This is a genomic window from Streptomyces sp. MNU76 (assembly GCF_020982545.1).
GTDB lineage: Bacteria > Actinomycetota > Actinomycetes > Streptomycetales > Streptomycetaceae > Streptomyces.
Map to the genome: position 1 here is coordinate 11,703 of NZ_JAJKLK010000004.1, position 23,449 is coordinate 35,151.

Genomic DNA, 23,449 nt, shown 5'->3' on the forward strand with positions numbered 1-23,449 from the left:
CTAACGAGCCGAGATCAGTAACGGCTGCCGGAAGCCCTGGCTGACGACATTTTCGCACGTCAGAGCATCGAATCGATCGCTGAGTCACTGGCATTGGGCTCAGTACAGCTCACGTTGGCCCGTGGTCGGCGATGTGTTCCGCCATGGTGAGGACGGTGCGGTCGGCGTACGGTGCGCCGATGATCTGGACAGCGATAGGCATCCCGTGGTCGTCGGTGCCGACGGGGGCGATGGCGGCGGGCAGTCCGATGTGGCTGATGAGGTTGGTCCAGCCGGTCTGGTCGAAGAAGCTGCGTTCGTTCCCGTTGACGTAGAGGGTGCGGCTGCCGTTGGAGATGGCGGGGGTAGGGGCGGCGGGGTGAGGAGTACATCGTGGTGGTCGAAGAACGCCGTCCACGCGGCGCGTTGGCGGGCGCGTTCTTCGTTCGCGGTCAGCCAGGTGCGGTGGGTCTGGGTGCGGTAGCGCAGGGCGGTGGCTCGGGGGGAGGTGTCGTCGTCAGGCAGGTGACGTGCGCTGGTCTGGTTCGCCGTGAATTCGGTGTCGGTGCCGGCGAGGGCGGCGTTGGCGTGGAGGAGTTGTTCGAAGAGTCTCGATGACGCTGTGAAACCAACAGGGCCGGGGGTGTGGGTGATATGTGTCCCGGTGGCGGTCAGCCGACGGGTGAGTTGTTCGAGGTTTTCAGCGGTGGCGTCGTTGACGGGGCAGCCGGGGTCGTTCGGCCAGATGGCGATGCGGAAGTCGTCGAGGTTTCGGGGTGGTTCGGGCAGGTTGAGGCGCCACGGTGTGTGCTCGTCCGGGACAGGTGTGGTGAGGGCGGTGAGCATGAGGGACAGGTCGCGGGGTGGCGGGCGAGGGGGCCAGGGTGAGCATGTCGCTGGTGGTCAGCCAGCCGGGTGGGCGGGGATGTGGCCTCGGGCGGGGACGATTCCTTGTGGGGCGCAGGGCGTAGGTGCCGCAGTAGTGGGCGGGCAGGCGGAGGGAGCCTGCGAGGTCGCTGCCGAGTTCGAGGGGGTCAGGCGGCGGCGACGGCTGCTGCGGCTCCGCCGGAGGAGCCGCCGGGGTGCGGGTGGGTCGTGCGGGTTGCGGGTGGCGCCGAAGAGGGGTTGTCGGTGTGGAGGTCCTGGCAGTAGGCGGGGACGTTGGTCTTGCCCATGATCACGGCTCCGGCGTGGCGGAGCCGTGCGACCGCGTCGGCGTCGCGTGCGGGGATGTGGTGGCGCAGTTCTTCGGCGCCGCAGGTGGTACGCAGTGCGACGGTTTCGAAGGAGTCTTTGATCGTGAGCGGCAGTCCGTCGACGTGGCCGACGGGCCGGCCCTGTGCGCGGCGGTCGTCTGAGGCGCTGGCTGCCTGCCGGGCCGCGTCGATGTCCAGGGTGATGACGGCGTTGAGGGTGCTGGTCTGGATCCGCTTGTGGTGGAGGTCGAGGAGTTCGCGGCTGGAGATGAGACGCCGGTTCAGAGCGCTGAGCTGGGCGTGGGCCGGGAGGGCTGTGTAGTCGGTGGTCACCGGATGACATCCTCGCGGGCGGTGGGACGTTCGTGCCGGGCGAAGTGCCGGGCGACGGCGCTCAGGACGGTGAGGTCCTCGATGGGGTGGGAGGACTCCATGTTCTGGTCGGCGAAGTCGGTAGATCGGGCCGGTGGCGTGCCGTGTCTGTGGGCGGTGAGGGCGGCGCGGATCTGGTCAGCGGTTATGGCCGCGTGGAGTTCGTCTCCCGCGAGGCCGGCGGCTCGGTGCCGCTGTTCGCTGTCCTTGCGTACGTCGTGGTCGAGGTAGGGGCGGACGGCTGTCTGTCCGTCGCGGATCTCCACGACGCGGCGGTAGACCTGGAAGGAGATGCCTTGTGTGGGTGGGCGTCCTGTGGCGGTGGAGTCGTTGGGTGTGAGGACGATTTCGGGTACGGCCCGGTGGAAGGCGAGCCACAGCGGGTGCAGTTGGCGGTGGGCCCGTTGAAGGCCGATCCAGTAGGCGGTGCGCTGCACTTGGGCGGTGAGGGTGGGGACGAGCCAGCCGACGAGGGTGAGGATGGTGCCGATGTCGCCGCAGATCCAGGCGAAGTCTTCCCAGCCGGCCAGTGAGGTTCCCAGGGCGGCGGCGATCACGTTGCCGATACGGACGGCGCTGTAGCCGAGGGTGATGGCCGCTCCGACGGAGACGATCCTCAGGCCGATACGGACGGCCGTGCGGGGGCTGCGGCTGGCCAGGCGCCAGCACGCCACGGCCAGGTAGAGCTCGGCGAAGGTGTAGGCGCTGATGTAGAGGGTCAGGTAGGTCGCGTAGATGTGGTCGTGCGCGTAGTAGAGGGTGAAGTCCGTCGGCCGCTGGACGGCAGGCGTCAGCAAGAAGAAGAGCACGAACAACCCGCTGATGACAGCGGCGCCGGAGCTGAGCCAGTACCGCGACATGCGCCGCGCCCGGTCGGCGGGTGATCCCCAGTGGCTGAGGACGACCTGTTGGCAGGCCAGCAGTGCCACCACGCAGCTCATGGCCAGCGGCACGGCAAGGTTCCGCGTGCCGAGGGTGTCGTCGATGGCCCGCCACATGGGGCTGAGCGAGAACAGGAAGCTGAGCGCCGAGAGTAGGTAGACGGCCGTCAGCGCCGCCCAGGCGGTGTCCCTGCGCCGGGCGGGAAGGTCTCTGAGCAGGAATGCGAGGCCGACCAGCGCCACGGTCAGGCTGATGGGATGCAGGAGGTCCTTCACCGGTCGCTCCCTCTGCGGCTGAGCAGGGTGTGGGCGACCCGCTCCTGTATGTCGTCGCCCGTCGGGGACGCGGTGCGCAGACGGTGCTCGATGACGCGGCCGGACAGGTAGGAGGCGAGGAGTTCGGCGTCGTGCTCCTCGGCCTCCTCGTAGCTGCTGCGCCCGAGCATCATCTCGACCAGCTCTGGGTCGAGCAGCGGGGCAAGGTCCTGCGGCTCCGCTGCGGGCACCTGGCCGCGTTCGTGGTGGCGGAGAAACAGATGGGCCATCTCGTGGCCGATGACGTGATCCTGGTGGGCACGGCTGGTCCGCGGGTCGAAGAAGATGTAGAAGGCGCTTCGGGTGACGTACGTGACGCCGCAGCGCCGCCCCGGAACAGTCTGGGCCGCCTCGATGTGCACCGCGCGCCCTGTCCGGCGGGTCACTTCGTGCCGGAGGTCACGGACGCTTGCGACCTGAGGGAGTTTCAATTCCGCCAAGAGACTCGACTGTTGGCGAGGAGACGACCACATAGTTCTCTCTGTTTCTCGTTCTTCTGAGTCTATTTGACACGGTGTCACTCGGGCTCTGGCGGAAGCCCTTCGAGTTCTCTCACCCTGTCAACTTCCTTCAGCACTTGGGCAAATCCATCTTCGGACAGCCCGATCATCCGGTAGAAGACGTTCTCGATACCGGCCTGCTTCGACTTGACCGCAGCAAACTGGCTCATCGCCGCGATTGCCACGTCGTCATCGTCGAAGAAGTCGCGCGGGAATCCGAACGCCCGGGCTAGCCACACCTTGGTCTCCGCGGACGGGTTGACTCGCTTCCCGGTGCGCAGCAGCGAGATATAGGAGTCGGAGAGCGAGCCTCCGAAACCGGCAATCCGTGCGGCTACTTCCTTGTTGCTGTAGACCCCCCGCCGCGGAGGGTGAACGTGCTCGAACAGCCAGTTCAACCGTTCACGGAACACGGCCCCTTCATCGGCGGACGCTCGCCCCGACAAGCCACTCATGATCAACTTCCCCTATATCCGACCCTTGTGACACCACCACCGTACGCCACCGCTGACTGGTGTTGACTGGCACGCCCCGGATATGAAAAGTTCTCCACCGCCAGCACTCCTCGGTTGGTTCGGAAAGCTTGCTCTCATGAGTCACGTTTTTACATGCGCAATCGGTCCAATAGAGCGACGGGAGGCCCGTTCGCAGCACATTTCACGCCCCCTTCATACACGAGCCCTGCCCCTCGAAGCCTCTGAGAAAGCTCAATCCCGAGCCGTTCGAGGAAAAGTTTCCGGCACAGAAACGGAAGCCAGCTCTGCTTTCGATGGGCGCTCACGGAAGGCAGGGACGCGCGATCCCCTGCGCGATGCCACTTTCGCGAGCCTGCCGAGAATCAGGCGCGCCGCCGCATTCCAAGCACCCTGGGCGACTGCAGCTACGGCCGTTCGGGGGCTTCGTGTGGCTACGGCCGCGCCTGGCGGCGATCACGAAGCCCGGTCATCGCGTCACGCTCTGCAACTAGTACAGAGTTTAAGAACCAACTCTGGATCTTGACGCAGGGTCGTGCGTATGTTCGTCGTCCCCCGGGCAGCCCGCCCGCACGACGAACGAGGAGAAGCGCATGCGCTCACTCCGGGCCTCGTAGGCCCGCATAGCAGCGACGGCGCCCGAGAGGTGCGAACTCCCGGACGCCGAACGCTCAACGGCACAAACCGCCCCGGCAAGGGCGGAGATTGCCCACCATCACCACGCTGATCCCTTCCACGGGGCGCTTCAGCGTGGCAACACTGCAAAGGGGATTCTTGCATGCCTCCTGCCCTGCGCAAAAGGTCGAACCGCCTGGCCTGCGCGGCAGCCACCTTCGTCTCGGCGCCTTCCCGCCCCGGCCCGGAGCACGCCATCACGGCCTCGGAAAGCCGCCAGTCCTGCCTCGTGAGCGGGGGTGGCCGATGAGCAGTGAAGCCCGCGAGTGGGTGTGGGAGCACAGCTCCAGCCGGGGGACCGCGCGTGTGGTCCTGCTGTCGATCGCCGACCGGGTGGCCGACGAGCAGTGTGTCTCCTGGGCCTCGCTGTCCAGTCTGGCCAAGCGCACGCGCGCTTCCGTCTCCACGGTGCGCGAGGCCATCGACCGTCTGGTCCACGCCGGTGAGCTGGAGCAGCTCGACGACCTCACCGGCCCGCAGCGCAGCACGGTTTACCGCCTCCCCCTCGCCGCCAAGGCCGTGGCAGAAACCGCCCAGGAGGACGAGGACGCCGACCAGGCGCCGGAGGAGGCGCCCGAAGCCACCCCGACGCTCCGGATCTCGGCCCTGCGACGGTACGGAATCCGCCCCCGTAAGGTGCCGGAATCCCCTGCGAGGGTCCGGAAACCGGCAGTACCGGAATCCGGCAGGTCCCGACGGAAACCGGCACCTCGACGTACCGGAAACCGGCACAGCGATGTACCGGAAACCGGCACACAGAACCGTAGTGAACCGGATTTGAACCGTAGGTACAGCAGCAGTGGTGGTGCTGCCGTCCTCTCGGCTGCCGAGTGGCAGGTCGACCCAGCCACCCACGCCTGGGCCCGCCAGCAGGGACACCTCGACCGCCTCGGCGAGCAGGGTCTGCAGGCTGCCGACGCGAAGTGGCGTGCCCACCGCGCCGACTTCAAGCCAAGGCCGGCGGACGCCTGGGCTGCCGACTGGCGCTCCTGGATCGCCCGAGAGCACGCCCCCAGCCGCCCGAACCTCTACGCCGTGCCCGGCAGGGCCACCGCCGCGCCGAGCGGCATGACGCGGGCCGAGGCCCACACCGCCGCCCTTCTCGCCGCCCTCGACGAGCCGACCGGAACGGAGGGCTGACCGTGGACCGCCGCGAAACCGCCGCCCTGCTGGCCTACATCGGCCGACTCGACCCCCGCACCATCCGCACCGACCCGGGCGAGGCCCGCGACCAGCTCGCCCAGTGGCATGAGCTGCTCGGCGACGTGCCGATGGCCACCCCGCACGGCTGGGACGCCCGCCTCGCCGCCCGCCAGCACATCCGTACCTCGCCGTACCAGATCCTGCCCGCGGACGTCGTCCGGCCCTGGGAGAGCTACCGGCGCGACCGCCTGGCCCGGCACACCGATCCCACGCCGTCCGTCGACCCGGACGACCAGGCCGCCTGGACCGCCGAGCTGGTCGGCACGCGCCGCGCCGTCGCCGCCGGCACCGCGCAGCCCGCACAGGCCCGGGCGATCACCAGCGGTCGCGACGGAATCGACCCGAGGCTGGAGGCGCGGCTGCGGGAGATCGGCTCCTGCATACCGCCCGCCGCCCGAGCCGCCCTCGCGCCCTACCGGCCCGCCCGAGCAGCCCGCGAAGCCGCCGTCGCGCAGGGGCTGCCCGACGCCATGAGCGTTCGCTGCGAGTGGTGCCTGGCCCAGCCCGGCGAGCCATGTCGCCGCCGCCGGATCGGCCCCGACGACGGGGTACGCGGAACTGCCCCGCGCGCCACCCCACACCCCGGCCGCCTCGACCTCGCCGCCGCCCAGGCCCAGCAGACGGAGCAGGCTCAACAGCCCGCCATGGCCTGACCGGGGCATCCGGCGCGTGCATCCCGTCCGATGCACCGCCTCCCAACTTCACCGTCCCGCCCCGGCTGCGGCGCACGCCCGCGCACCGCGGCCGGCGCCCGACGCCGCGCCCGCCGCGCACCGCCCCGGTCGGCCGACGCGGCAGCACATCGGAGATCGCCTTGCGCCACATCACCACCCACGACGCGCCGGCCACTGGCCTGCGCGGCATCGGAGACACCAGCTGGCACAGCCGCGGAGCGTGCCACGGCATGGACGTCGAGGACGCCGACGCCGTCTTCTTCCCCGGGCCCCGGGACCACGAGGACATCGCGGAGGCGAAGGAGCTGTGCGGCTGGTGCCCGGTACGCCGCGCGTGCCTCGACTTCGCCCTGGAGAACGTCCTCAAGGAGGGCGTCTGGGGCGGCCTCACCGAAGCCGAGCGGCGCCCCCTGCACGACGGCCTGCCTCAGCGTCTCGACTACCGGCGCGTGACGGCCTTCTTCCAGGGACGTGACGTGCATCTGACCGAGGCCGAGCGGCAGGTCGTCATCGACCATGCCTACGTACGCGGCTGGCGGCCCGGCCGGCTCGCCGCCGCCCTGCAGATCAGCCACAAGCACGCCCGAGACCTGCTCCGGCAGGCCGCCAACAAGGTCTTCGACCGCGACCGCACCTACGGCGTGCCGCGGCCCAAGAAGAAGCGGAAGAAGACCGATCCGGCAGCAGGCAGCCCCGCGCCCGCTGTACCCGGTACTCAGCAGCCGGTATGCCGCCCGGCAGCGTCGACTCCGGCGCCCGCCTCTCTCGGAAAGGCCGCATGACCCACCCCGTCCTGGCCCTCAGCGCCGCTCCGGACCTCCCTCTCCTCCTCGCCGCCGGCGTGCCCGCCGCCCTCGTGCTGGTGCTGGTCGCCTGGACGATCCGGCGCCGGGGTACGCGCCCGCAGAAACGTCTCGGCGGTCCGGCGGTCAAGGTCGCTGCCCTTGCTGCCCTCGGCTGCACCGCCTACAGCGCCGACACCTCGTGGCGCTTCGCCGCCGACTACCTCGACATGGCCGGCACCGCCGAGCGGGCCGGGATGTTCGCCGCGGCCGAGCTGGCGCTCTTCGCGACCGCGCTGATGGCACGCCAGAACCTGGCCACTCAGGGTGCTCCTGGTCTGCCGGGCACCCTGGTCTGGGTGATCACCGGAGTGCAGGTGATCCCCGCCTATGCCGAGAGCGGCCCCATCGGCGGCACGGTCCGGGCCTTCGTCGGGCCGGTCATGGCGGCGATGCTGTGGCACCTCGCGATGGGGATCGAGCTGCGCCTGCGCACCCCGGGCGCTGCGTCCCACGGGCTGATCGCCATCCTGGGCCGGGAGGCACGCGAGCGTCTCCTGTCCCGCCTCGGCATCGCCGCGCGAGACCGCGACGCCGCACAGATCACCCGGGACCGGGCGACCACCCGCGCGGTCGCCCTCGCCGCCCGCCTCGCCGAGCGCACACCCGAGCAGCAGCGGAGCTGGCGCGGCCGGCGGCTCACGCGGAGCCTGTCGAAGGCGGTCGGCAGGGCCTCGGTCGGCACCGACCCCCTCCAGCGCGCGCAGCTGCTCGACCAGCTCGCCGCCCGCCGGCACGCACTCGCGCTCGCTACGGTCCCGCTGCCCTCGCCTTGGTCCCCGGTGCAGAGCACCGCAACGGCAGCCACGGTCCCCTCGCAGTCAGCCTCGAAGGCGCCGGTCCCCGTAGCCGGTCCCCACGGTCCCGACGAGTCGGACGGGGGCCCGGGACCGAGTGCCCCGAGGGGACCGGTCCCCGAGATTGCGGACTCGAAGGCGTCGGCAGGCGCGGGGACCGAAGGCGAGAACGCGGGGACCGGCGTGGGGACCGAGGCCCCAGAAACAAGCGCGGTCCCGGGGACCGGTCCCGCCAACCCGGAAGCCTCGGAGAGGGACGCCCGAAACATGGGGACCGAGCGCCTGACGCGAGAAGTGCCTGCTCATGGCCCTGATTCGAGTCGGGGACCGACCGACACCGACACGGGGACCGAGCCCACCGGGGACCGGGGACCGACCGACACCGACACGGGGACCGAGCCCACCGGGGACCGGGGAAACCAGGTCCCTCTCCGGCGGAAGGCGCCCACGAAGACCAGGACGAAGAACAAGGGGAAGCGCGGCCGGTCCCGCACCCCGCAGACACAGCGCCCGCCACACGAGCTGGAGCAGTCGGTGGACCAGCTCGTCCAGCAAGTCCGCCCCCACGTCCCCGCCCTGCTCGAACGGGACGGCAACGAGTCCGTCACCCGGGTCCAGCTGCGGGAGATCCTCCGCCGCGAGGGCCTGAAGGGCGGCCGGAACGACCGGCTGAGCCTCGTCCTCCAGGAACTGCGGAGCGACGACACCACAAAGACAAGGAGCACCGCCCGATGAGGACCTGCCACCAGTTCGACACCGTCCGTGCGGAGTACGAGCGGGAGATCGGCTTCATGCTCGCCCACTCCAAGCGGCACGAGGGCAGGCCGGCGGCGAAGTCCAGCGCAAAGCAGGCTGCCTCGACGAAGAAGCGGATGGCCCGGGCGCTCAACAGCCACGTCGGGCGCTGCCCCGAGTGCGGCTGAACCGGCCAAACCTCAGCTCAACACCCCTATCCGCAAAGGGTGGCCCGGCTCCGTGCCGGGCCACCACCCCGCTTAAGGAGGCACGCCGTGATTCCGCGTCCCCGTCGTTCATCCGAGCCCACCGCCGCCGAGGCCAGCGCCTGGGCGGAAGTCCTGGTCCGCCGGCGAGTCCTGCACGCCGCCGTCCTCACGCCGAACGGCCAGTGGCTCGTCCAGGACCGTCCCGACGGACCCGTCCGCGTCCTCTTGGGACCGGCCGATGTCGTCGCGCTGGCGGCGACCATCCAGCACCACACCCGCACCATGAGGCCCGAATTCCGATGACGAACCCCACTCAGAACGGCACCACCCCGGAAGCTCCTTGCGACTCCAACTCGGTCTCAGAAGGAGCAAGTTGGGGCGGAAGCGTAGCTTCCGCCAACCCCGCCCCCAAGGGGGACGGGGAGGACCTGCACCAGGGGGCGCAGGTCCATCAGGCTTCGACCGGGGGCGGATCGAAGCCAGGGCAGGGGGAGAAGCAGACTGAGCCGCGTGTACGCCGACAGCGCGTTCCTCGCGCCCGCCAGCGTCCGCGCCAGTCGCCCGAGAAGAAGCGCCTGCACCAGCCCAACACGCGTTTCAATGATGACGAGTTCGCCGTGATCAAGTCCGCCGCCGCCCAGTGCAGTCTGTCCGTCGCCGGGTTCCTCGCCCGCTCCGCGCTCGCCGCCGCCCGCGACCTCGACCGCACCAACGCCCAGATCGCAGACGAACGCGAAGTCATCACGGCCCTGTTCGACAGCCGGCGTCGGCTCGGCTGGGCCGGCAGCAACCTCAACCAGGCGGTCAAGGCGCTCAACTCCGGTGCAGACGTTCCTCAGCTCGACGCGGCCGTCGCCGCCGTACGGCGTGCCGCCGACACCGCCCACGAAGCCGCCACACGGCTGATCGAGCACCACGGCTCATGATCCCCAGCGTCAACCCGTCCGGGTCGGACACCAGAGGTCTCCTCTACTACCTCTACGACACCGGCAAGTACGAGGATCACACCGACCCCCACCTCGTCGCCTCCTTCGACGGCATGTCCCCCGACCCCGGCCGCAACTCAACCCTCACGGACCTCCAGCGGCTCCTCGACCAGCCCATGATGGCCCTGCCGAAGCACGCCCGCCCGGCCAAGCACGTGTGGCACACCTCCGTACGAGCCGACCCCGGCGACCGGATCCTGTCCGACGAGGAATGGGGTGAGATCGCCCGCCGTATCGTGGCCGCCACCGGTATCGACCCCGGCGGCGGACAGCCCGGCTGTCGCTGGGCAGCCGTACGCCACGCCGATGACCACATCCACATCGTCGCCACCCTCGTCACCGAGGACGGCCACCGCCCCGACGACTTCCGCTCCGGCGCCCGCGCCCAGGCAGAAGCCCGGCTCATCGAGAAGGAACTCGGCCTCCATCAGGTCGCCCCCGGCGACGGCACCGCCGCCCAGCGGCCCACCAGCGCCGAACGGCACAAGGCCGAGCGGCAGGATCGCGAGCGCACCGCCCGCGAGGAACTGCGCGAGACCGTACGGCGGGCGGTGGCCGGGGCGGGGAGTGACGAGGAGTTCTTCGACCGGCTCGCCGCCGCCGGCCTCCTGATCCGTAAGCGCGCAGCTCCCTCCGGAGACCTTCTCGGATACAAGGTCGCCCTGCCCGGCGACCTGAACAAGGACGGCGAGCCGGTGTTCTACCCCGGCGCGCGCCTGGCCCCCGACCTGTCGCTGCCCCGCATCCGGGAGCGCTGGTCCGGCGACGCCGGGCCCGGTACGACTTCACGGCAGGAGGAAACGGTCCGTACGGGGCCCGGCATGCCGGCCTCCGCCCGCCGCGGGACGGCATCGGCCGCGTGGCAGGCCGTGCTCGTCGTCGAGCACGGCGACGACGCGGTCGCCGCCGCCCACATCGCTGCCGCCGGCGAGGTCCTGGACGCGCTCGCGAAGACCTCCGCCGCCCACACCCGCCGCGAACTGCGAGACGCCGCAACAGCGTTCGAGCGGGCCTCCCGCTCCCACGTGCGCGCCGTACGCGGGCACGACCGCGCGCTGCGGCAGGCCGCCCGCGATCTCGTCCACGCAGGGCCCGCCCTCGGCCGCGGAGAGGACGGTGCCACCACCGCGATGGCGATCGACATGCTGTTCTTCCTCATCACCGCCGCCGCCCACTGGCACGCGAGAAAGGGCCATGCCCAGCAGGCCGAAGCCGCTGCGCGGGCCGCCGAGCACCTGCGCACCGCATGCCAGACCGCCTCCGCCCAGCCCCTCGGCGTGCTCTATCAGCGAGGCCGGCGGCTGAGCCGCCCCATGCTCCAGCGGCAGACCGTGCTGCTGCGCGAGGCGCTGCCGCAGCTGGCCGAGCAGATCCTCGCCGAGCCCGGCTGGTACGCCCTGGCCGCGACCATCGCGGACGCCGAAGCCGTCGGCCACGATCCGGCCGCTCTTCTGTCCGCCGCGGTCGGGCGTCGTGAACTCGACACCGCGGAGTCGGTGAGCGACGTGCTGGTGTGGCGGATGCGGCGGACGGCCGATCTGCCCGCCGACGCCTCGCCCCTGTCCGAGAGCGGCACCGCTGGGGTCCAGTCCGCACCGCGCAGGAGAGCCACCCAGGCTTCCGCGCCCGGCCGCCGCCGCAATGGGGAGGAGACCTCGGGCAAGACCCGGTGAGCCCTGCCGGCCGCGGTGCAGCCTCAGCTCACGGCCAGGAGCAGGCGTACCGCCACCGCCCCGCTCGCGACCCACAGATGGCCGTACGCCGCAGCGGACCCCGGCAGCAGTTCAGGCCCGCAGTGTGGGTCACGGGCGCTGCGCACACTCAGGCGGAACGCACGGGCGCAGGGCGGCGACTCAAGCCAGCACGTGACGCGAAGTTGGGCGGTCGAAGTCCAGGTGGCGTGTTCGGGCACGCCGAGAGGACATCACTCATCCGCTCGAAGACACGCGCCGTGCCCACTCGTCATCCCCGCCCCCAGGAATCGGAAAACGACTGATGACCTGCCCGAAGACGACTGTGGACTTTGTGAATTGAAACCACCAGGGGCGTGGGGCACGATCATGAAGCGAGCAGGGACGAGACATAGGAGGACGCCAGGGTGTTTCACCGAATACGCCGCCGGGCCAAGGAGCCCAGCGAGGAACAGCGCCGATTTTTCGAGCTGTCGGCGCGGCTGCAGACCCAGGTCCCGCCCGGGATCGGAGTGCCGCCGACCGAGGTGGTGGACGACTTCCTTCCGCCGGAGCTGCGGGTACCCAGCCACGACCAGGTCGACGGCACCATCATGCCGTGGAAGCAGCCGCTCGTCCTCGACGGCGAGATGGTCGCCTGCGCCGAGTGCGGAACGTACCGGGACTGGCTCATCCTCTCCACCCGCGGCCAGATCTGGCTGCGCTGCCGGGCCGGACACCAGCAGCAGGAGACCCGCCTCGACACCGCCTGGTTCAACCGGAACTCCGGGCCGGCGGACGCGACGCACGCCACGTTCGAGGACTGCCTGCGCCACCTCGGGCACTGACCCCCACTCCTACGACCCCACCGGGCCCGCAGGCCCGCACTGACCACCCGTCGTCCAGCACCAAGGGGTCAGTTCCGTCATGCGCGTTCGCATCTCCACCACCGTCCTCGGCATCACCACCGCCCTCCTCGCCGTGCCCGCCTGCTCCACCGACACCAACGGGACCAAGCCCGTCACCGCCGCCTCCGCCCATCCCGGGGCGCGGGCCGACGCAGCCCAGCAGGCTGCTCCGCTCACGTCGGCCGCGCTGGAGACGCGCCTGCTCGACGAGAACGACCTCGGCAGCGGCTACCTGCGCAAGCCGGAGCGCCCCGCCTAGAACGGCGACGTCACCGTCATCGGCTGCCCGGCCCTGAGCGAGTTGGGCGGCGACGCGGCCACCGGCGCCACGCTCGCCTTCCCCCGCAAGGCGAAGACGGCCTTCACCTACGGCGGCAGCTCCTCCGAGATCTCCGAGGAGCTGTACAGCGACGGCGCGAACAAGCTGTCCGAGGGCATCGGCCGGATCTTCGACGCCATGACCGGATGCCCGACCTATCAGGTCGTCGCGGGCGGCACCCCGATCGACATCGCCTCGCAGAAGCTGCCCGCGCCCCACGGCCTCGGTGACGAGCAGTGGAGCCAGCTCCTGACGTTCTCCGCCGGAGGACGGAGCACCGTGGTCAAGCAGACCGCGATCCGCGACGGCAGCCTGCTGCTGATCGTCGCTGGCTCCCCGGCCCTCGTCGACCGCCACCTCGACAAGGCCCTCACCAAGGCCACGGCAGCCAGCTGACCGGCCCCGACACACTGCTGCCCCCGACCTTGATCGGGGGCAGCAGTGCTGTGCTTGTTCCGCTTTGACGGACCATCGGTGTGGTGGTCAGGCCGCGGTTCCGTACATCCAGCGGCGAACCACGGTGTAACTGTCAGGAAGCTCGCTTCCCGTCCGCTCCCTATACCTCGCCCTGGCCTCTTCGCCGGCGTGCTGACCGGGAGGGAGCCTACGGAGGAAGGGGTCGCGGTCAGGGGCAGGGAAGGACTGGCGAGGCTGCTTTGTAGCCTCGTCGTCAGAAGCCGGTTCGTAATCCGCGATGTCCACGACCTCATGACTTGCTGAGCCCTGCCTTGCGAGGTAAGTGACCACGGCCAGCCCCACGACCAGAGTCACGCCGCCGATGACGCGGATCTTCGGCTTGTGCTTCGCGTACCAGCTCTTCAACTTCTCGTCGGAGGGCGCGGGCTCGCCATCTGCGGGAGTAGGTTCCCCGGGCGTGGAGTCGTCCATGTGCACACATCTATCGAACCCAGCCTCTACCTGTCAGGCAATCAACCGAGATCACCCGATCCGCTTCAATACACCGAGCAGATCCCCACTTCACCGCCTTGGGACCGGAGGCGATCACCGGTGCAGGGTAGGCCCGACACCTTGTACTCGGCGCCCTGGTCGCTGTCCTCCGACTCGTTGGCTCGCCCGAGCTCCGGAGGGAAATGCCAGAAACCCGGCTCCTGTTCGGGGACCGGGCTTCTGGCATCTGGCTGAGGGACGCCGTCGATCACTGGGCCGGCGCCCGCAGCAGTCGCTCCCGGGTGGACTCGGGCAGGACCCGGCGCAGGACCGGTGCGGTCGAGCTGAGGGAGGCCGCGAAGGCTGCCACGAGGTCGTGCGGGACGCTGGAGCCGAAGGAGGCCGCCCACAGGCAGGGGGCACCGAGCGCGGGCTCGGCCCATGCCTGCCATCCAGTTGGTCCAGGCTCGTCGGCCTCGGTCGTCAGGGCGCGGGGGTCGGCGTCCTGGATGAGGGGCGGTACCTCGCCGAGGCTGATGTGCGAGGTGAACGTCGGGTCCGTCGCTGCCGCGTCGGGCTGGTCGATGTCGCGGAGCCAGCCGTGGGCAGCAACGGCGTCGAGGACCAGTTCGGGGCCGGCGAACGGCACGGTGGGCTGGTCTCGGGCGTCGAGCGCGACGAGGAAGTCGGCCACTGCCTCGCCTGGGACGTCGGTGGTGAAGTAGCACGACCACGACGCGAGCGGGCTGCTGGTGTCCGCGCGGGCGGAGATCTGCCAGGCGATCGGCAGGTCTCCCAGGTGGAACGGCTCGTCCGCCAGGCTCCACTGCGCCCATCGGAGAGTGTCGGAGCTGATGTGCAGGACGGTGCTGCGCAGGACCTGGCGGTCCTCCGGCTCCTCGTCCGGCTCATGACGTCCGCGGACGATCGTCAGGCTCGTCCAGCCCAGACCGGAGAGCGTGTCGGCAACGCCGTCGTAGAGGCACCCGTCGTCACCGGCCAGATGCCGGGGACCGACCCAGAACGCGGGCTGGCCGCCAGGCGGAATGGACGAGTCGGGCGGGAAGTCGGGATACAGGGGCGCCTCCAAGAGGTCGGTGCGGGTCTAATTGCCGCCGGCACGGCGGCGGGGACGGCGCGGGGGTGCCTGGACGGGACCCTGCCAGGTCAGGGCGATGGCGACCTCAGGAGGCAGATGGCCGAGCTGGGCGCCCTCGTCCCGCCCCTCGGCGAGGTAGACAACGGTCCGGCCGGTCTCGTCCACGGACTGCACGACCTGCTCCAGGCGGTGCGCCATCGGAAAGAAGGGGTTCATGGCCTGGCGGACCGGAGCATCCCGGTCGCAGGCGGACAGCAGGTCGATGAGATCACCGACGGTCATCTCCGAGGACGTCACGAACAGCCTCCTGGGGTGAGCGGAAACAGTGAGCGGTGAAGAGGGCGGGGCCCGACATCTGACCGGCCGCCCGAGCGAGAACTACTCGTGGGCGCTTGGCTGTCGCACACGACGTGATGTCTCCAGCACGCGCGCCACGGCGGCGGCGACGATGTCGGCCGGCGTCTCGATGTCGAACGACAGGTGATAACCACGCACCCTGGCCGTGCCGGACACAGCGATCTTCCATCCCTCACCGTCCGTGCCGGGACGGCCGAGCGGGAACCAACCGAGGTAGAAGCGACCGTCCTTCGAGCTGACGTGCACGTCCGCGCGGTCGTCCACAATCAGATGGAAGTCCTCTGCGGAGAACTGGTCCATCACGAGCGCGGGCTGGCCGGGGCCGAGCTGCCACTCGCGCAGCCGCAGGGCTTCGACGGTGGTGGAGAAACCGGAGCCCACAGACGCTACGGTCACGGGCAATCACCTCTCTGACCTGGCATTTCTTGCAAGATGTCTACGTTGGCATGCCCCCGACCGCGTTGGCCAGTCCTTCCGCGATCTTTCCTGTCTGCCCCCGGCGAACTGTTGTCCGCCAACATTGTGGGATCCCATTTCGCATGTCGGAATCTGCTGACTGGTGTCTGATCGGAGTCGGATCCGCCGCCACTGGCGAGACTGGGCATGATCGTTTCGCCGGTGAATCCAGCAGCCCACCCGGGTGACAAATGACCGCCCTGAGGCACGGCGATGTCCGCCAGGCAGTATCAACGGCTGCATGATCAAGAACCTGCGCCGCGGTCTGATTGCCGCCGTCCTCGCGTTCGCCGCCCTTGCCCCAACACCCGCCCAAGCTGACGAGTTCACGCTCATGGAGGGCATCGCGTCCCTGCCCATCGCCGATGAGATCCGCGAAGGGTACAAGCGTGAGCTGTACCCGCACTGGAAGGACGACGACAAGAACGGCTGCTCGGCCCGGAACGACGTATTGATCTCTGAGGCGATCGAAGCCCCGACCGTGGGTGCCGGCTGCACTCTGACCGGCGGCGTGTGGCACAGCTACTACGATGACGCCGTCGTCCGCGGCCCCGCAGGCGTGGACATCGACCATATGGTGCCATTGGCCGAGGTCCACGACTCGGGCGGCTACGGCTGGAGCACCGAGCGACGCCGCCGGTACGCCAACGATCTCGGCTCCGAGGTCACCCTGGTCGGGGTCAGCGCGCGTTCGAACCGGCAGAAGAGTGACCAGGACCCGGCCACGTGGATGCCGATGGAAGCGGTGCACTGCCGGTACGTCGGGGAGTGGGTCGTCACGAAGAAGCGGTGGGGCCTCAGTGTCGACGAGGCGGAGCGTACTGCACTGTTCCGCTATGCGGCCGGGTGTCCGGACGTGATGCTGTCGTACGAGTCGGCTGCCTGACATCTGGTGCTCCCCGCAGGCTCCTTCCAGGGTTCACTGGATTCGTTGAGACAGGGCAAGAGCGACATGTTCTGGTGCGCACTGTCTCGCCGAGCAGCGGGCCCGTTTACAGCTGGCGGTGCCGCCTGGCCAGCCACGCTCTCCGGGCCGGCGCCTCGTCGGCGCCAACCTGGAGAGCGGTTCTGGCCGCCTTCAAGAACAGGTTGTGCTGGCCGTGGTAAGCACTGGAGAGCCTGGTGCGGGCCGCCATCTGTTGGCCGCGGTCTCTTTGTACTGTGCCAAGCCAGACTGGTTGTGGGGCATGGTCGTAGAGGAGGGACTGCTGAAGTGCAGTGGCCGTATCGACTACGTCTTTTGGAGCGCGGAGTTCGAGTGCAGCGAAGGCCCGCTTCAACCGTTGGGAGTCCAATTCCCTGGCCCGGCGCTCCATCTCGTCCCAGCGTTCCTGGAACGCGTCCTCGTACATGGCTTGATAGTCCTGGTAGAGCTGCTCGGCCTGGAGGAGAAACTCTGCGCAGAGGGTGGGCAGGAGTTCTCTAATCCAGGGAGCGTCGGCTTGGTAGCGGGCGGCACTGGCCTGACTGCGTCCGGCTATGGCTGTACCACCGGCGCCTAGAAGTGCTCCGCCGAACGCCGCTCCCGCAGCGATCAAGCCGAGCAGGAACTCGCTGTTCACATGTCCTCCAACTTGTCACGACGGCCCGGAAGTTACCACGGTTGACCATGCTGATCATTTGCGTTTCGGTCGATGCGCGTTACCTCAGCAATCCGGCACTGTCGAATGCGTCGTGAATTGCGAACACTCGCGATATCACGCTTCGGCACGGCGAAGTCGCCGAAGATCGAGTGTGGTCGGGGCGCCCGTCGTCCGACGGGGTAGAAGCCTGTGATGTGGTAGCGGATCTGGTTGTGCCAGACGTTGAAGTCCATGACCCAGGGCTCGGCCAGGTCATCCACGACGATCAGTGCCGGGTGGGTGCCGGCAGTGGGCCGGTACAGGGGTACCGCCACGGGAACCGGGCATTCGCCGAACACGGAGTCGGCGTGGAAGGCCCTGGCTGTCACCATGCGTTCCGCGAGCGCACCGGGCGCGTGGTATTCGGCCGGCACCTGTTGGAGGAGACCGTCCAGCTCGATCACGATGGTGCGGTGGCGCTTTCCCGTCTGTCCGTGGAGTGGCTCCCAGGTCACTGGGTCACGGCCAGGTGCGAGGTGAGCGGGATGTCGTAGCGCATCCAAGAACGCATGGCGGCAGCGGTATGGGGCCTGCCGGAACCGAGAGTGCGGTATCCGTCAAAGGTCCAGCCGGTCACCTCCAGGAAGGTGCCGTGGCCCGTGCTGATGGCCAGTTCCGTGTTGAGGAAGGCGGGCCGCTTGGCCACCGCGAAGCCCTGCCAGGCGCGGTCCCAGCGGAACAGCGTGCCGAACTCCGGGTCGTCCCAGACCAGGAGGCGGTTGCGCGCGTGGGCGGCTCGGCAGTCGAGGATCCACAGGTCTGTGTGGGCCTCCCGGCCGGCGACTTCCACCGGGGCAAGCGGATGGGCCTGGATTTCTGCCCGCTTGCCGCAGCGCAGCAGGCAGTCCGCTCTGCGGTTCCCGAGCGGGATTTCGGTGGCCACACCCCAGTCCTTGACTTCTTTGTGCCACGTGGACTCGGTCATAGGGCGCCCGCGTACCGGAGGAGTTCGGCGTCTTCGTCGTCCAGGCCAAGGGCCTGGGCTCCGACCTCGGCAAGGTAGTCGGCGAGGTTGAAGATGCCGGGGATGCTGTCGATGCCGACGACGAGCCGGTCGTAGCGTTTGAACAGAGCGAGGATGCGGTTTCCGCGGGCCCGATGCTCCTTGGCTCCTTGGGCGGATTCCTTGGCCGCGCTCTCAAGCCGGTCCGCTTCCATGAAGTCGCGCTCGGCAAGAGGAGGGAGGACTTCCATGATGCGGTCGAGGTCTTCCAGCACGAGTTGCTGGGCCGACTTCTCCGTCAGCTCGCCGCCCTCACCGATCAGAACCTTCGCCACGACCCTTTCGTCGTCGCATCCAGCGCTGTGCGGGCCGGGAACCGCAGCGTCGCCAGGGCCTGATGCTCCGGTCCCACAGTTCGGACCCATGATGGTGGTACCGACCTGTGTGGGTCCGGCCGGACCAGCGAGAGCGGCGATTCGAAGTTCTTTGCAGACCTTGTTGAACGAGGTGGTGCACATCGATTTCACGGCGCGGTCGAATACCGGACGGTATTCCGTAGAGAGCACGTTGATCTTCGACCGGACGACGCTTTGCATCCGGGCGAGCTGCTCGACTTCGCTCCCGCCCTGGCGGATGCACCGCAGAGCCTCCCGGTCGAGGACGTCGCGTACGGCGTTGGGGTAGCGGCCGGCGGCATTGGGGATAGGCACGGGTTTCTACTTTCCGGAGAGGAGTCGGATCGTGCGGGGGCGCTTGTCCAGGACGCGGCCGGCCCAGGAGGTGACCGAGTCACGGATGGATTCGACGGACTGCCACACGTCGGGGTCGTCGACGTGTGCGAAATCGTCGGGACCCAGCAGGAGGATTTCCCTGCACCTGTGGGCCAGGCCGAAGTAGCGGATGGTCCAGTCGGCACGCGGGTCGCGTGCGTCGTCGCCGATCAGCTCGTTGACCAGTTCCTCGTCCGGGTCCGGCACGGGGCGCATCTGCTCGCGCACGTACCGGGCGACCTCCTGATCCTGGAGGACCTCACGCACGGTCGGCTCCCGCAGGATGGACAGGACAGCTTCCGGGTTCTTGGTCAGTTCCGCGACGACGGCCTCCCGCACTCCTGCACGGCCGAGCTGTGCGACGATCTCGCCCGGCGTCTCAATGCCGCAGGCCGCTCCGTCCGCCAGGCCCACGGCCCGGCAGTACTCCCCGGCGTCGAGTACGGCCGGCCATCCCGCCCGCTCAGCGCCGGCGAGCCGCCCGAGCAGCAGTCCGACACGACGCGCGCGCTCGGCCGTGTCGGTTACGCAGGCTGCGACCACGCACTTCCACGGCACGTGGACGGACGACGTGGCGAGACGTTCACGAAGTTCCGCGCCCGCCAACGCCGTGACGCGCTGGTATCGCTCAAGCGTGTCGGCCGCATAGCCGAGTTGGCGTGCCAGCGGTTCCAGGGCGCTGCTCACCGCCAGGTTGGATTGCTCGGCGATCTCGGCGCACACGTCGCCGAGTCCGAAGCGCGCCGCAAGCTGCACTCGCGTCGCCTGGACGTCCTGCTCAGCGAACCCTCTCGCGCGTTTGAGCTGATCGTCGGTGTAGCCGGGATCTGCGCTACCGCCCGGCTCGATCCATACGTTCTCCATGGCCGAGGACGGTAGAAGCCCGAGCCCTCGGAAATGGCCGCGAGCCACTCGAACGGTCGCGCAGAAATCGGGTCGACGACCAAGATCTCAAAAATGTGCCCTACGGCTGATCACCCCCGAAGTCCGGTTTGACCCGGCCCAGTCGACGGCCTGAATCTGCCCTGCGTGACAATCCGATCGTCAGGAGAGGCAATGCTCAGCGCAGAGGAGCGGCAGGAGGTGAGCGCGGGGTACCCGTCGTTCGTCAATGGGATCCCGGAGCGCGACTGGCCCCATCTCCGGCTCGGTGAGGAGGACCAGCGGCTGATCCAGGGCAAGCGAGGCGAGCACAACCGGCACGGCCTCGCCGTGCAGCTGACGGTCGTGCGCTTGCTGGGCCGTTTCCAGACCGACATGGAGAGGATCCCGGAGGACCTGGTGCTGCGTGTGGGCGAGCAGCTCGGCATCTCCGACCCGCTCGCCAAGATCATCCTGTACGGGGAGAACGGCGACACCGTTCGAGACCACGTACGAGAGATCAGACGGGAACACGGCTGGACCTCCTTCCTGGAGGGCGAGGCTCAGCTCGTCGCCTGGTTGGAAGACCGGCTGAAGTACTCCACGGACGGCCCGAAGGCGATGACGCTCCAGGCCCTGGTCTGGCTCCGCGAGCAGCGTGTGCTGCTCCCCCGATACTCGACGCTGCGCGACCTGGTGACGCTGTGCCGTAGTAGAGCCGAAGACGCAGTGTCGAAGGAACTCGTCTCCCAATTGAACCCTCACCAGGTCGGCACCATCGACTGGTTGATGGAGGTTCCTCCCGCCGGGCGCATCAGTCGTCTGGAGGGGCTGCGCCGCGGGGTAGGCGTGCCCTCGTGGGCGAACTTCGTGAAGGCGCTGACACGCACGGACGAGATCCGCGCTCTCGGATTCGTTGATGTGGATGTCTCGTCCATCCCCGGCCGCAAGCTGGCACAACTAGCCGATCACGCCTTGACCGAGCGGGTACCGCGCCTGAAAGAGCAGACCGGCAAGCGGGCTGCGGTACTTGCGGCCGTCAAGCGCCTGGAGACGAGCGCACTGGACGATGCCATCGACATGCTCGACAAGCTGATCACCGAGGGCTTTATCAGCAAACCCAAGAGGTGGGCCGACAAGGCCCTGGTCGACGCCTACCCGACGTTCGCCCCAGACGGCACCCTGACCGCACAGGCACTACTCGCCGTCCTGGAATCCGTGGCGGAGAGCATCGACCACGACAGCGGTGAAATCACCGACCCAGTCACCGACACCGACTCCACGCGCACCGTACTGGAGGCGGTCGCCGACCGGGACACTCTCCTGCGTGCGGCCAAGAATCTCCTGGAGTACATGCCGGCCCGGGACTCCGATACCCATGAGGCTCGTCGTGCCAAGGCACTGGAACGGTTCCGAGACGTACGGACGCTCGTACCCGTCCTTGTCGACAGGGTTCGCTTCGGCGCACGTCCCGCGGGCCAGGCCGCGCTGAACGCGCTCCACGCATTGCCGCCTCTCCTGGATCGCGAGGACGTCCAGCTCGAAGACATCGACACCACGCTGTTGGAAGGCTCCTGGAGACGCCTCGTAGTAGGTGAACCGGAACAGTCCGACGGCGCGGTGAACCTTGCGGCATACGCCCTGTGCGTGGTGAAGACCTTCCACCGGCATCTGTGCAAACGTGAGATCTTCGTGCAGGGCTGCTCCCGCTGGAGAGACCTCCTCGCGCAACTCCTGTCAGGCGAGGTCTGGGCGCAGGCCCGGCCCAGCCTGCTCACCAGCTTGGGTCTGCCCGAAGACCCCAGCGCCTACCTCGACCGCGCTGCCACAAGCCTGCACGCCGACCTCGTCAGAGTCGCCTCCCGCATGCCCGAGGGCGCTCAAATGCCGTCCGGCAACGGCGACTTGGCCTTGCCGAAGGGGCGGCCACCGCGTCCATCGAGCCTGAGCCGGCAGGTGGAGAAGATGCTCCCCAAGGTAGAGCTGCCCCAAGTCGTGCTGGACGTGCTGATCCGGACCGGCGGGATCGCCGCGTTCACCACCCGCAACGGCAACCCTTCCCCCTACCCGGAATTCGAGCTGTCCGTAGCCGCCGTAATGGTCGCGTACGGCTGCAACATCGGCCTCGAAGCCGTCGCGAACGAAGAAAAGGACGCCCTCAAACTCGACCGTCTCACCAGCATCAGCCGCGAATACTTCCGCCCCGATGTGATCGAGGCGTGCACCGCCCTCATGCTCGGCGCTGAGAGCGACGCGCTCAACACCCTGCAGTTGGACGGGGAGCGCCTCGCCTCCGTGGACGGCCACGGCTTCGTCGTCCCCACGTCACAGCCCGGCCTGCTCATCGCGCCCGAAGGCAATTCAGAGGTCACCTGGCTGACCATGCTGAACGAACAGGCCATCCAACTGTCCGGACGCATGGTCAGCGGCCGGCCCAGCGCCGCGCTGGAAGCGCTGAACACCCTTACGACGTACCGGGACCAGACCAACGTCCCGGACAGCCGACACCCCGAAGCCATCGTCGCCGAGGCCGGAACGCACGAGGATCTCGTCTTCGGCCTTCTGACTCTCTCCGGCTACTCCTACCAGCCCGCCCCGCACCAGATCAACGACACCAGGCTATGGCGCATCGACAGGCCAGCAGACTACGGACCGCTCCAGGGCGCAACACGCCGGCAGATCGACCTTTCGCGGATCGCCACGCACTGGGAAGACATCCTGCGAGTGATCGGCTCGATCCACCACGGTGCCGTCAGCGCACACGACGCACTTCGGATCGTGACCCGCAACGGCCAGCCCACCGACGTCGGATCAGCGATCGTCGCCGTCGGCCGCATCGCCAAAACACGCCACCTGCTCCGCCTCTACGACAACCCCGAGTACCGGCACGGGATCGAAGCACAGAGCAGGCTGCACAAGGAACGTGCCGACCTCGCCAGGCGTATCTGTCACGGCATCGACGGCCCCTTCCCCGACTACTACCCCGGTCTGGAAAACCGGCTCGGCGTTCTCGGTCTCGTCCTCAACACCGTGGCCCTCTTCAACACGGTCTACATCCAGAAGATCGTCGACAAAATGCGCGCCCAGGGCAAGGTCATCGCCCAAAGCGACCTCCGCCAGCTCTCTCGGATGATGTACGGCCACATCAACATGCGCGGCCGATTCCACTTCGAGCCACCCACCGACACCATGTTCGAGATCCCCGACCTCGAACCGGATCCCACCTGAAGACCCCAGGCCATCTCCGCAGACGGAGCCGTCCCTGACCACTGCTGGACGACGAGCCCAACCACCTCGCACCGAAGCCGACACCTCGCCCGAGGTACCGGCTTCGCCCTTGCCCATCAACGCCCACCGTCACCGCCCAGGATGACCGCCTCACTCCCCAACGCCGCGTCAACTTCGACGAGACCAAAGCCAGGGAAGCTCTCAGCGCGTGGCCAACCCGATCAACCGGAGCCTCTGACCAGGCACAACACCCCTTAACCCACATTTTTGAGATCTTGGTCGCCACACCGCCACGTGTACGCGGTTCACGCGCCAACACCGCCGAACAAGCGCTCCCCCCCTCAGCCGCTGGTCTCCGGGGCACTGCCGGGAACGGGCGGCATTTCAGTACTGGTTGAGGAACCCGGGAAAGCTGGAGTACCGCCCTGTCCGACCAACCCGGACACCGACTTCACCGCCGATGCCGCCAACGTTGCAGGCAGCTACGCTTC

26 protein-coding genes and 2 pseudogenes are annotated in these 23,449 nt (G+C 68.7%); 12 read left to right on the forward strand and 16 right to left on the reverse strand.

Annotation, left to right across the window (positions count from 1 at the left end):
- Positions 1-109 precede the first annotated feature (109 nt).
- From E4N62_RS13145 to E4N62_RS13170, 7 genes and pseudogenes are all read right to left on the reverse strand, one after another.
- On the reverse strand, positions 110-397 hold the full coding sequence (locus tag E4N62_RS13145; protein WP_230214129.1) for an amidase family protein: 288 nt from the start codon (positions 395-397) through the stop codon (positions 110-112).
- Positions 358-768 (reverse strand): annotated as a pseudogene (locus E4N62_RS13150) (amidase); the annotation flags it as partial. The gene E4N62_RS13145 and the pseudogene E4N62_RS13150, both read right to left, overlap by 40 nt.
- On the reverse strand, positions 680-973 hold the full coding sequence (locus E4N62_RS47940; protein WP_268269372.1) for a hypothetical protein: 294 nt from the start codon (positions 971-973) through the stop codon (positions 680-682). The gene E4N62_RS47940 and the pseudogene E4N62_RS13150, both read right to left, overlap by 89 nt.
- Before the next feature lie 40 nt (positions 974-1,013).
- Complete coding sequence (locus E4N62_RS47945; RefSeq protein WP_308184969.1) at positions 1,014-1,508, reverse strand: amidase family protein; 495 nt, start codon at positions 1,506-1,508, stop codon at positions 1,014-1,016.
- A complete protein-coding gene (locus tag E4N62_RS13160) occupies positions 1,505-2,704 on the reverse strand; it encodes an MAB_1171c family putative transporter (protein ID WP_230214130.1) in 1,200 nt (399 codons plus the stop codon). The genes E4N62_RS47945 and E4N62_RS13160 overlap by 4 nt, the downstream gene beginning before the upstream one ends.
- Entirely contained in the window at positions 2,701-3,129 is a 429-nt protein-coding gene (locus E4N62_RS13165; RefSeq protein ID WP_230214131.1) for a secondary metabolite protein, read from the reverse strand. The genes E4N62_RS13160 and E4N62_RS13165 overlap by 4 nt, the downstream gene beginning before the upstream one ends.
- Before the next feature lie 131 nt (positions 3,130-3,260).
- Positions 3,261-3,698 (reverse strand): XRE family transcriptional regulator, encoded by a 438-nt coding sequence (locus E4N62_RS13170; protein ID WP_230214132.1) that lies wholly within the window; start codon positions 3,696-3,698, stop codon positions 3,261-3,263.
- Between the two features lie 939 nt (positions 3,699-4,637).
- Here E4N62_RS13170 and E4N62_RS13175 point away from each other — a divergent pair.
- From E4N62_RS13175 to E4N62_RS47950, 10 genes and pseudogenes are all read left to right on the forward strand, one after another.
- On the forward strand, positions 4,638-5,531 hold the full coding sequence (locus tag E4N62_RS13175) for a helix-turn-helix domain-containing protein (RefSeq protein ID WP_230214133.1): 894 nt from the start codon (positions 4,638-4,640) through the stop codon (positions 5,529-5,531).
- Between the two features lie 2 nt (positions 5,532-5,533).
- On the forward strand, positions 5,534-6,247 hold the full coding sequence (locus E4N62_RS13180; RefSeq protein WP_230214134.1) for a hypothetical protein: 714 nt from the start codon (positions 5,534-5,536) through the stop codon (positions 6,245-6,247).
- Between the two features lie 161 nt (positions 6,248-6,408).
- A complete protein-coding gene (locus E4N62_RS13185; RefSeq protein ID WP_230214135.1) occupies positions 6,409-7,050 on the forward strand; it encodes a WhiB family transcriptional regulator in 642 nt (213 codons plus the stop codon).
- Positions 7,047-8,642 carry a hypothetical protein gene (locus E4N62_RS13190; RefSeq protein WP_230214136.1) on the forward strand — a complete coding sequence of 532 codons (1,596 nt, stop codon included), beginning with the start codon at positions 7,047-7,049 and terminating at the stop codon, positions 8,640-8,642. The genes E4N62_RS13185 and E4N62_RS13190 overlap by 4 nt, the downstream gene beginning before the upstream one ends.
- Positions 8,639-8,830 carry a hypothetical protein gene (locus E4N62_RS13195; protein ID WP_230214137.1) on the forward strand — a complete coding sequence of 64 codons (192 nt, stop codon included), beginning with the start codon at positions 8,639-8,641 and terminating at the stop codon, positions 8,828-8,830. Before E4N62_RS13190 ends, E4N62_RS13195 begins: the two co-directional genes overlap by 4 nt.
- An 87-nt stretch (positions 8,831-8,917) precedes the next feature.
- Positions 8,918-9,154 (forward strand): hypothetical protein, encoded by a 237-nt coding sequence (locus tag E4N62_RS13200; RefSeq protein WP_230214138.1) that lies wholly within the window; start codon positions 8,918-8,920, stop codon positions 9,152-9,154.
- A 314-nt stretch (positions 9,155-9,468) separates the two neighbouring features.
- Positions 9,469-9,777 carry a mobilization protein gene (locus E4N62_RS48665; RefSeq protein WP_308184973.1) on the forward strand — a complete coding sequence of 103 codons (309 nt, stop codon included), beginning with the start codon at positions 9,469-9,471 and terminating at the stop codon, positions 9,775-9,777.
- Entirely contained in the window at positions 9,774-11,510 is a 1,737-nt protein-coding gene (locus E4N62_RS13210) for a relaxase/mobilization nuclease domain-containing protein (RefSeq protein ID WP_230214140.1), read from the forward strand. Before E4N62_RS48665 ends, E4N62_RS13210 begins: the two co-directional genes overlap by 4 nt.
- A gap of 425 nt (positions 11,511-11,935) precedes the next feature.
- On the forward strand, positions 11,936-12,355 hold the full coding sequence (locus tag E4N62_RS13215) for a hypothetical protein (RefSeq protein WP_230214141.1): 420 nt from the start codon (positions 11,936-11,938) through the stop codon (positions 12,353-12,355).
- Positions 12,356-12,434: 79 nt separating this feature from the next.
- Positions 12,435-13,130 (forward strand): annotated as a pseudogene (locus tag E4N62_RS47950) (hypothetical protein).
- Positions 13,131-13,217: 87 nt separating this feature from the next.
- Here the strand turns inward: E4N62_RS47950 and E4N62_RS13230 are convergent.
- The 4 genes from E4N62_RS13230 to E4N62_RS13245 form a co-directional block, all read right to left on the reverse strand.
- Entirely contained in the window at positions 13,218-13,622 is a 405-nt protein-coding gene (locus tag E4N62_RS13230; RefSeq protein WP_230214147.1) for a hypothetical protein, read from the reverse strand.
- A 268-nt stretch (positions 13,623-13,890) separates the two neighbouring features.
- The gene (locus tag E4N62_RS13235) at positions 13,891-14,712 is read right to left on the reverse strand and encodes a DUF317 domain-containing protein (protein ID WP_230214149.1); all 822 of its coding nucleotides are present in this window, start codon (positions 14,710-14,712) and stop codon (positions 13,891-13,893) included.
- Between the two features lie 15 nt (positions 14,713-14,727).
- Positions 14,728-15,018 carry a hypothetical protein gene (locus tag E4N62_RS13240; protein WP_230214151.1) on the reverse strand — a complete coding sequence of 97 codons (291 nt, stop codon included), beginning with the start codon at positions 15,016-15,018 and terminating at the stop codon, positions 14,728-14,730.
- Positions 15,019-15,099: 81 nt separating this feature from the next.
- A complete protein-coding gene (locus E4N62_RS13245; protein ID WP_230214152.1) occupies positions 15,100-15,474 on the reverse strand; it encodes a DUF317 domain-containing protein in 375 nt (124 codons plus the stop codon).
- Positions 15,475-15,775: 301 nt separating this feature from the next.
- Between E4N62_RS13245 and E4N62_RS13250 the strand changes: the two genes are divergently transcribed.
- Positions 15,776-16,420 (forward strand): HNH endonuclease family protein, encoded by a 645-nt coding sequence (locus tag E4N62_RS13250; RefSeq protein ID WP_230214153.1) that lies wholly within the window; start codon positions 15,776-15,778, stop codon positions 16,418-16,420.
- A 106-nt stretch (positions 16,421-16,526) separates the two neighbouring features.
- Here E4N62_RS13250 and E4N62_RS13255 read toward each other — a convergent pair whose 3' ends face one another.
- From E4N62_RS13255 to E4N62_RS13275, 5 genes are read right to left on the reverse strand one after another with little or no spacing between them, the layout of a single operon-like run.
- Complete coding sequence (locus E4N62_RS13255; RefSeq protein WP_230214156.1) at positions 16,527-17,096, reverse strand: hypothetical protein; 570 nt, start codon at positions 17,094-17,096, stop codon at positions 16,527-16,529.
- Positions 17,097-17,128: 32 nt separating this feature from the next.
- Positions 17,129-17,560 (reverse strand): hypothetical protein, encoded by a 432-nt coding sequence (locus E4N62_RS13260; protein ID WP_230214158.1) that lies wholly within the window; start codon positions 17,558-17,560, stop codon positions 17,129-17,131.
- Positions 17,561-17,607: 47 nt separating this feature from the next.
- Positions 17,608-18,039, reverse strand: a complete 432-nt coding sequence (locus E4N62_RS13265; RefSeq protein ID WP_230214160.1) for a hypothetical protein — start codon at positions 18,037-18,039, stop codon at positions 17,608-17,610.
- A gap of 38 nt (positions 18,040-18,077) precedes the next feature.
- Entirely contained in the window at positions 18,078-18,809 is a 732-nt protein-coding gene (locus tag E4N62_RS13270; RefSeq protein ID WP_230214162.1) for a hypothetical protein, read from the reverse strand.
- Positions 18,810-18,815: 6 nt separating this feature from the next.
- Positions 18,816-19,733, reverse strand: coding sequence for a hypothetical protein (locus tag E4N62_RS13275; protein WP_230214164.1), 918 nt, complete (start codon positions 19,731-19,733; stop codon positions 18,816-18,818).
- Between the two features lie 192 nt (positions 19,734-19,925).
- Here E4N62_RS13275 and E4N62_RS13280 point away from each other — a divergent pair, with 192 nt between their 5' ends.
- A complete protein-coding gene (locus tag E4N62_RS13280; protein WP_230214167.1) occupies positions 19,926-22,958 on the forward strand; it encodes a Tn3 family transposase in 3,033 nt (1,010 codons plus the stop codon).
- Positions 22,959-23,449: the final 491 nt, after the last annotated feature.

Excerpts from the sequence above, each read along its gene's own strand:
- E4N62_RS13170 (WP_230214132.1), bottom strand. The coding sequence starts at position 3,698 with ATGAGTGGCTTGTCGGGGCGAGCGTCCGCCGATGAAGGGGCCGTGTTC.
- E4N62_RS13175 (WP_230214133.1), top strand. The coding sequence starts at position 4,638 with ATGAGCAGTGAAGCCCGCGAGTGGGTGTGGGAGCACAGCTCCAGCCGG.
- E4N62_RS13190 (WP_230214136.1), top strand. The coding sequence starts at position 7,047 with ATGACCCACCCCGTCCTGGCCCTCAGCGCCGCTCCGGACCTCCCTCTC.
- E4N62_RS13195 (WP_230214137.1), top strand. The coding sequence starts at position 8,639 with ATGAGGACCTGCCACCAGTTCGACACCGTCCGTGCGGAGTACGAGCGG.
- E4N62_RS13210 (WP_230214140.1), top strand. The coding sequence starts at position 9,774 with ATGATCCCCAGCGTCAACCCGTCCGGGTCGGACACCAGAGGTCTCCTC.
- E4N62_RS13230 (WP_230214147.1), bottom strand. The coding sequence starts at position 13,622 with ATGGACGACTCCACGCCCGGGGAACCTACTCCCGCAGATGGCGAGCCC.
- E4N62_RS13250 (WP_230214153.1), top strand. The coding sequence starts at position 15,776 with ATGATCAAGAACCTGCGCCGCGGTCTGATTGCCGCCGTCCTCGCGTTC.
- E4N62_RS13275 (WP_230214164.1), bottom strand. The coding sequence starts at position 19,733 with ATGGAGAACGTATGGATCGAGCCGGGCGGTAGCGCAGATCCCGGCTAC.
- E4N62_RS13280 (WP_230214167.1), top strand. The coding sequence starts at position 19,926 with ATGCTCAGCGCAGAGGAGCGGCAGGAGGTGAGCGCGGGGTACCCGTCG.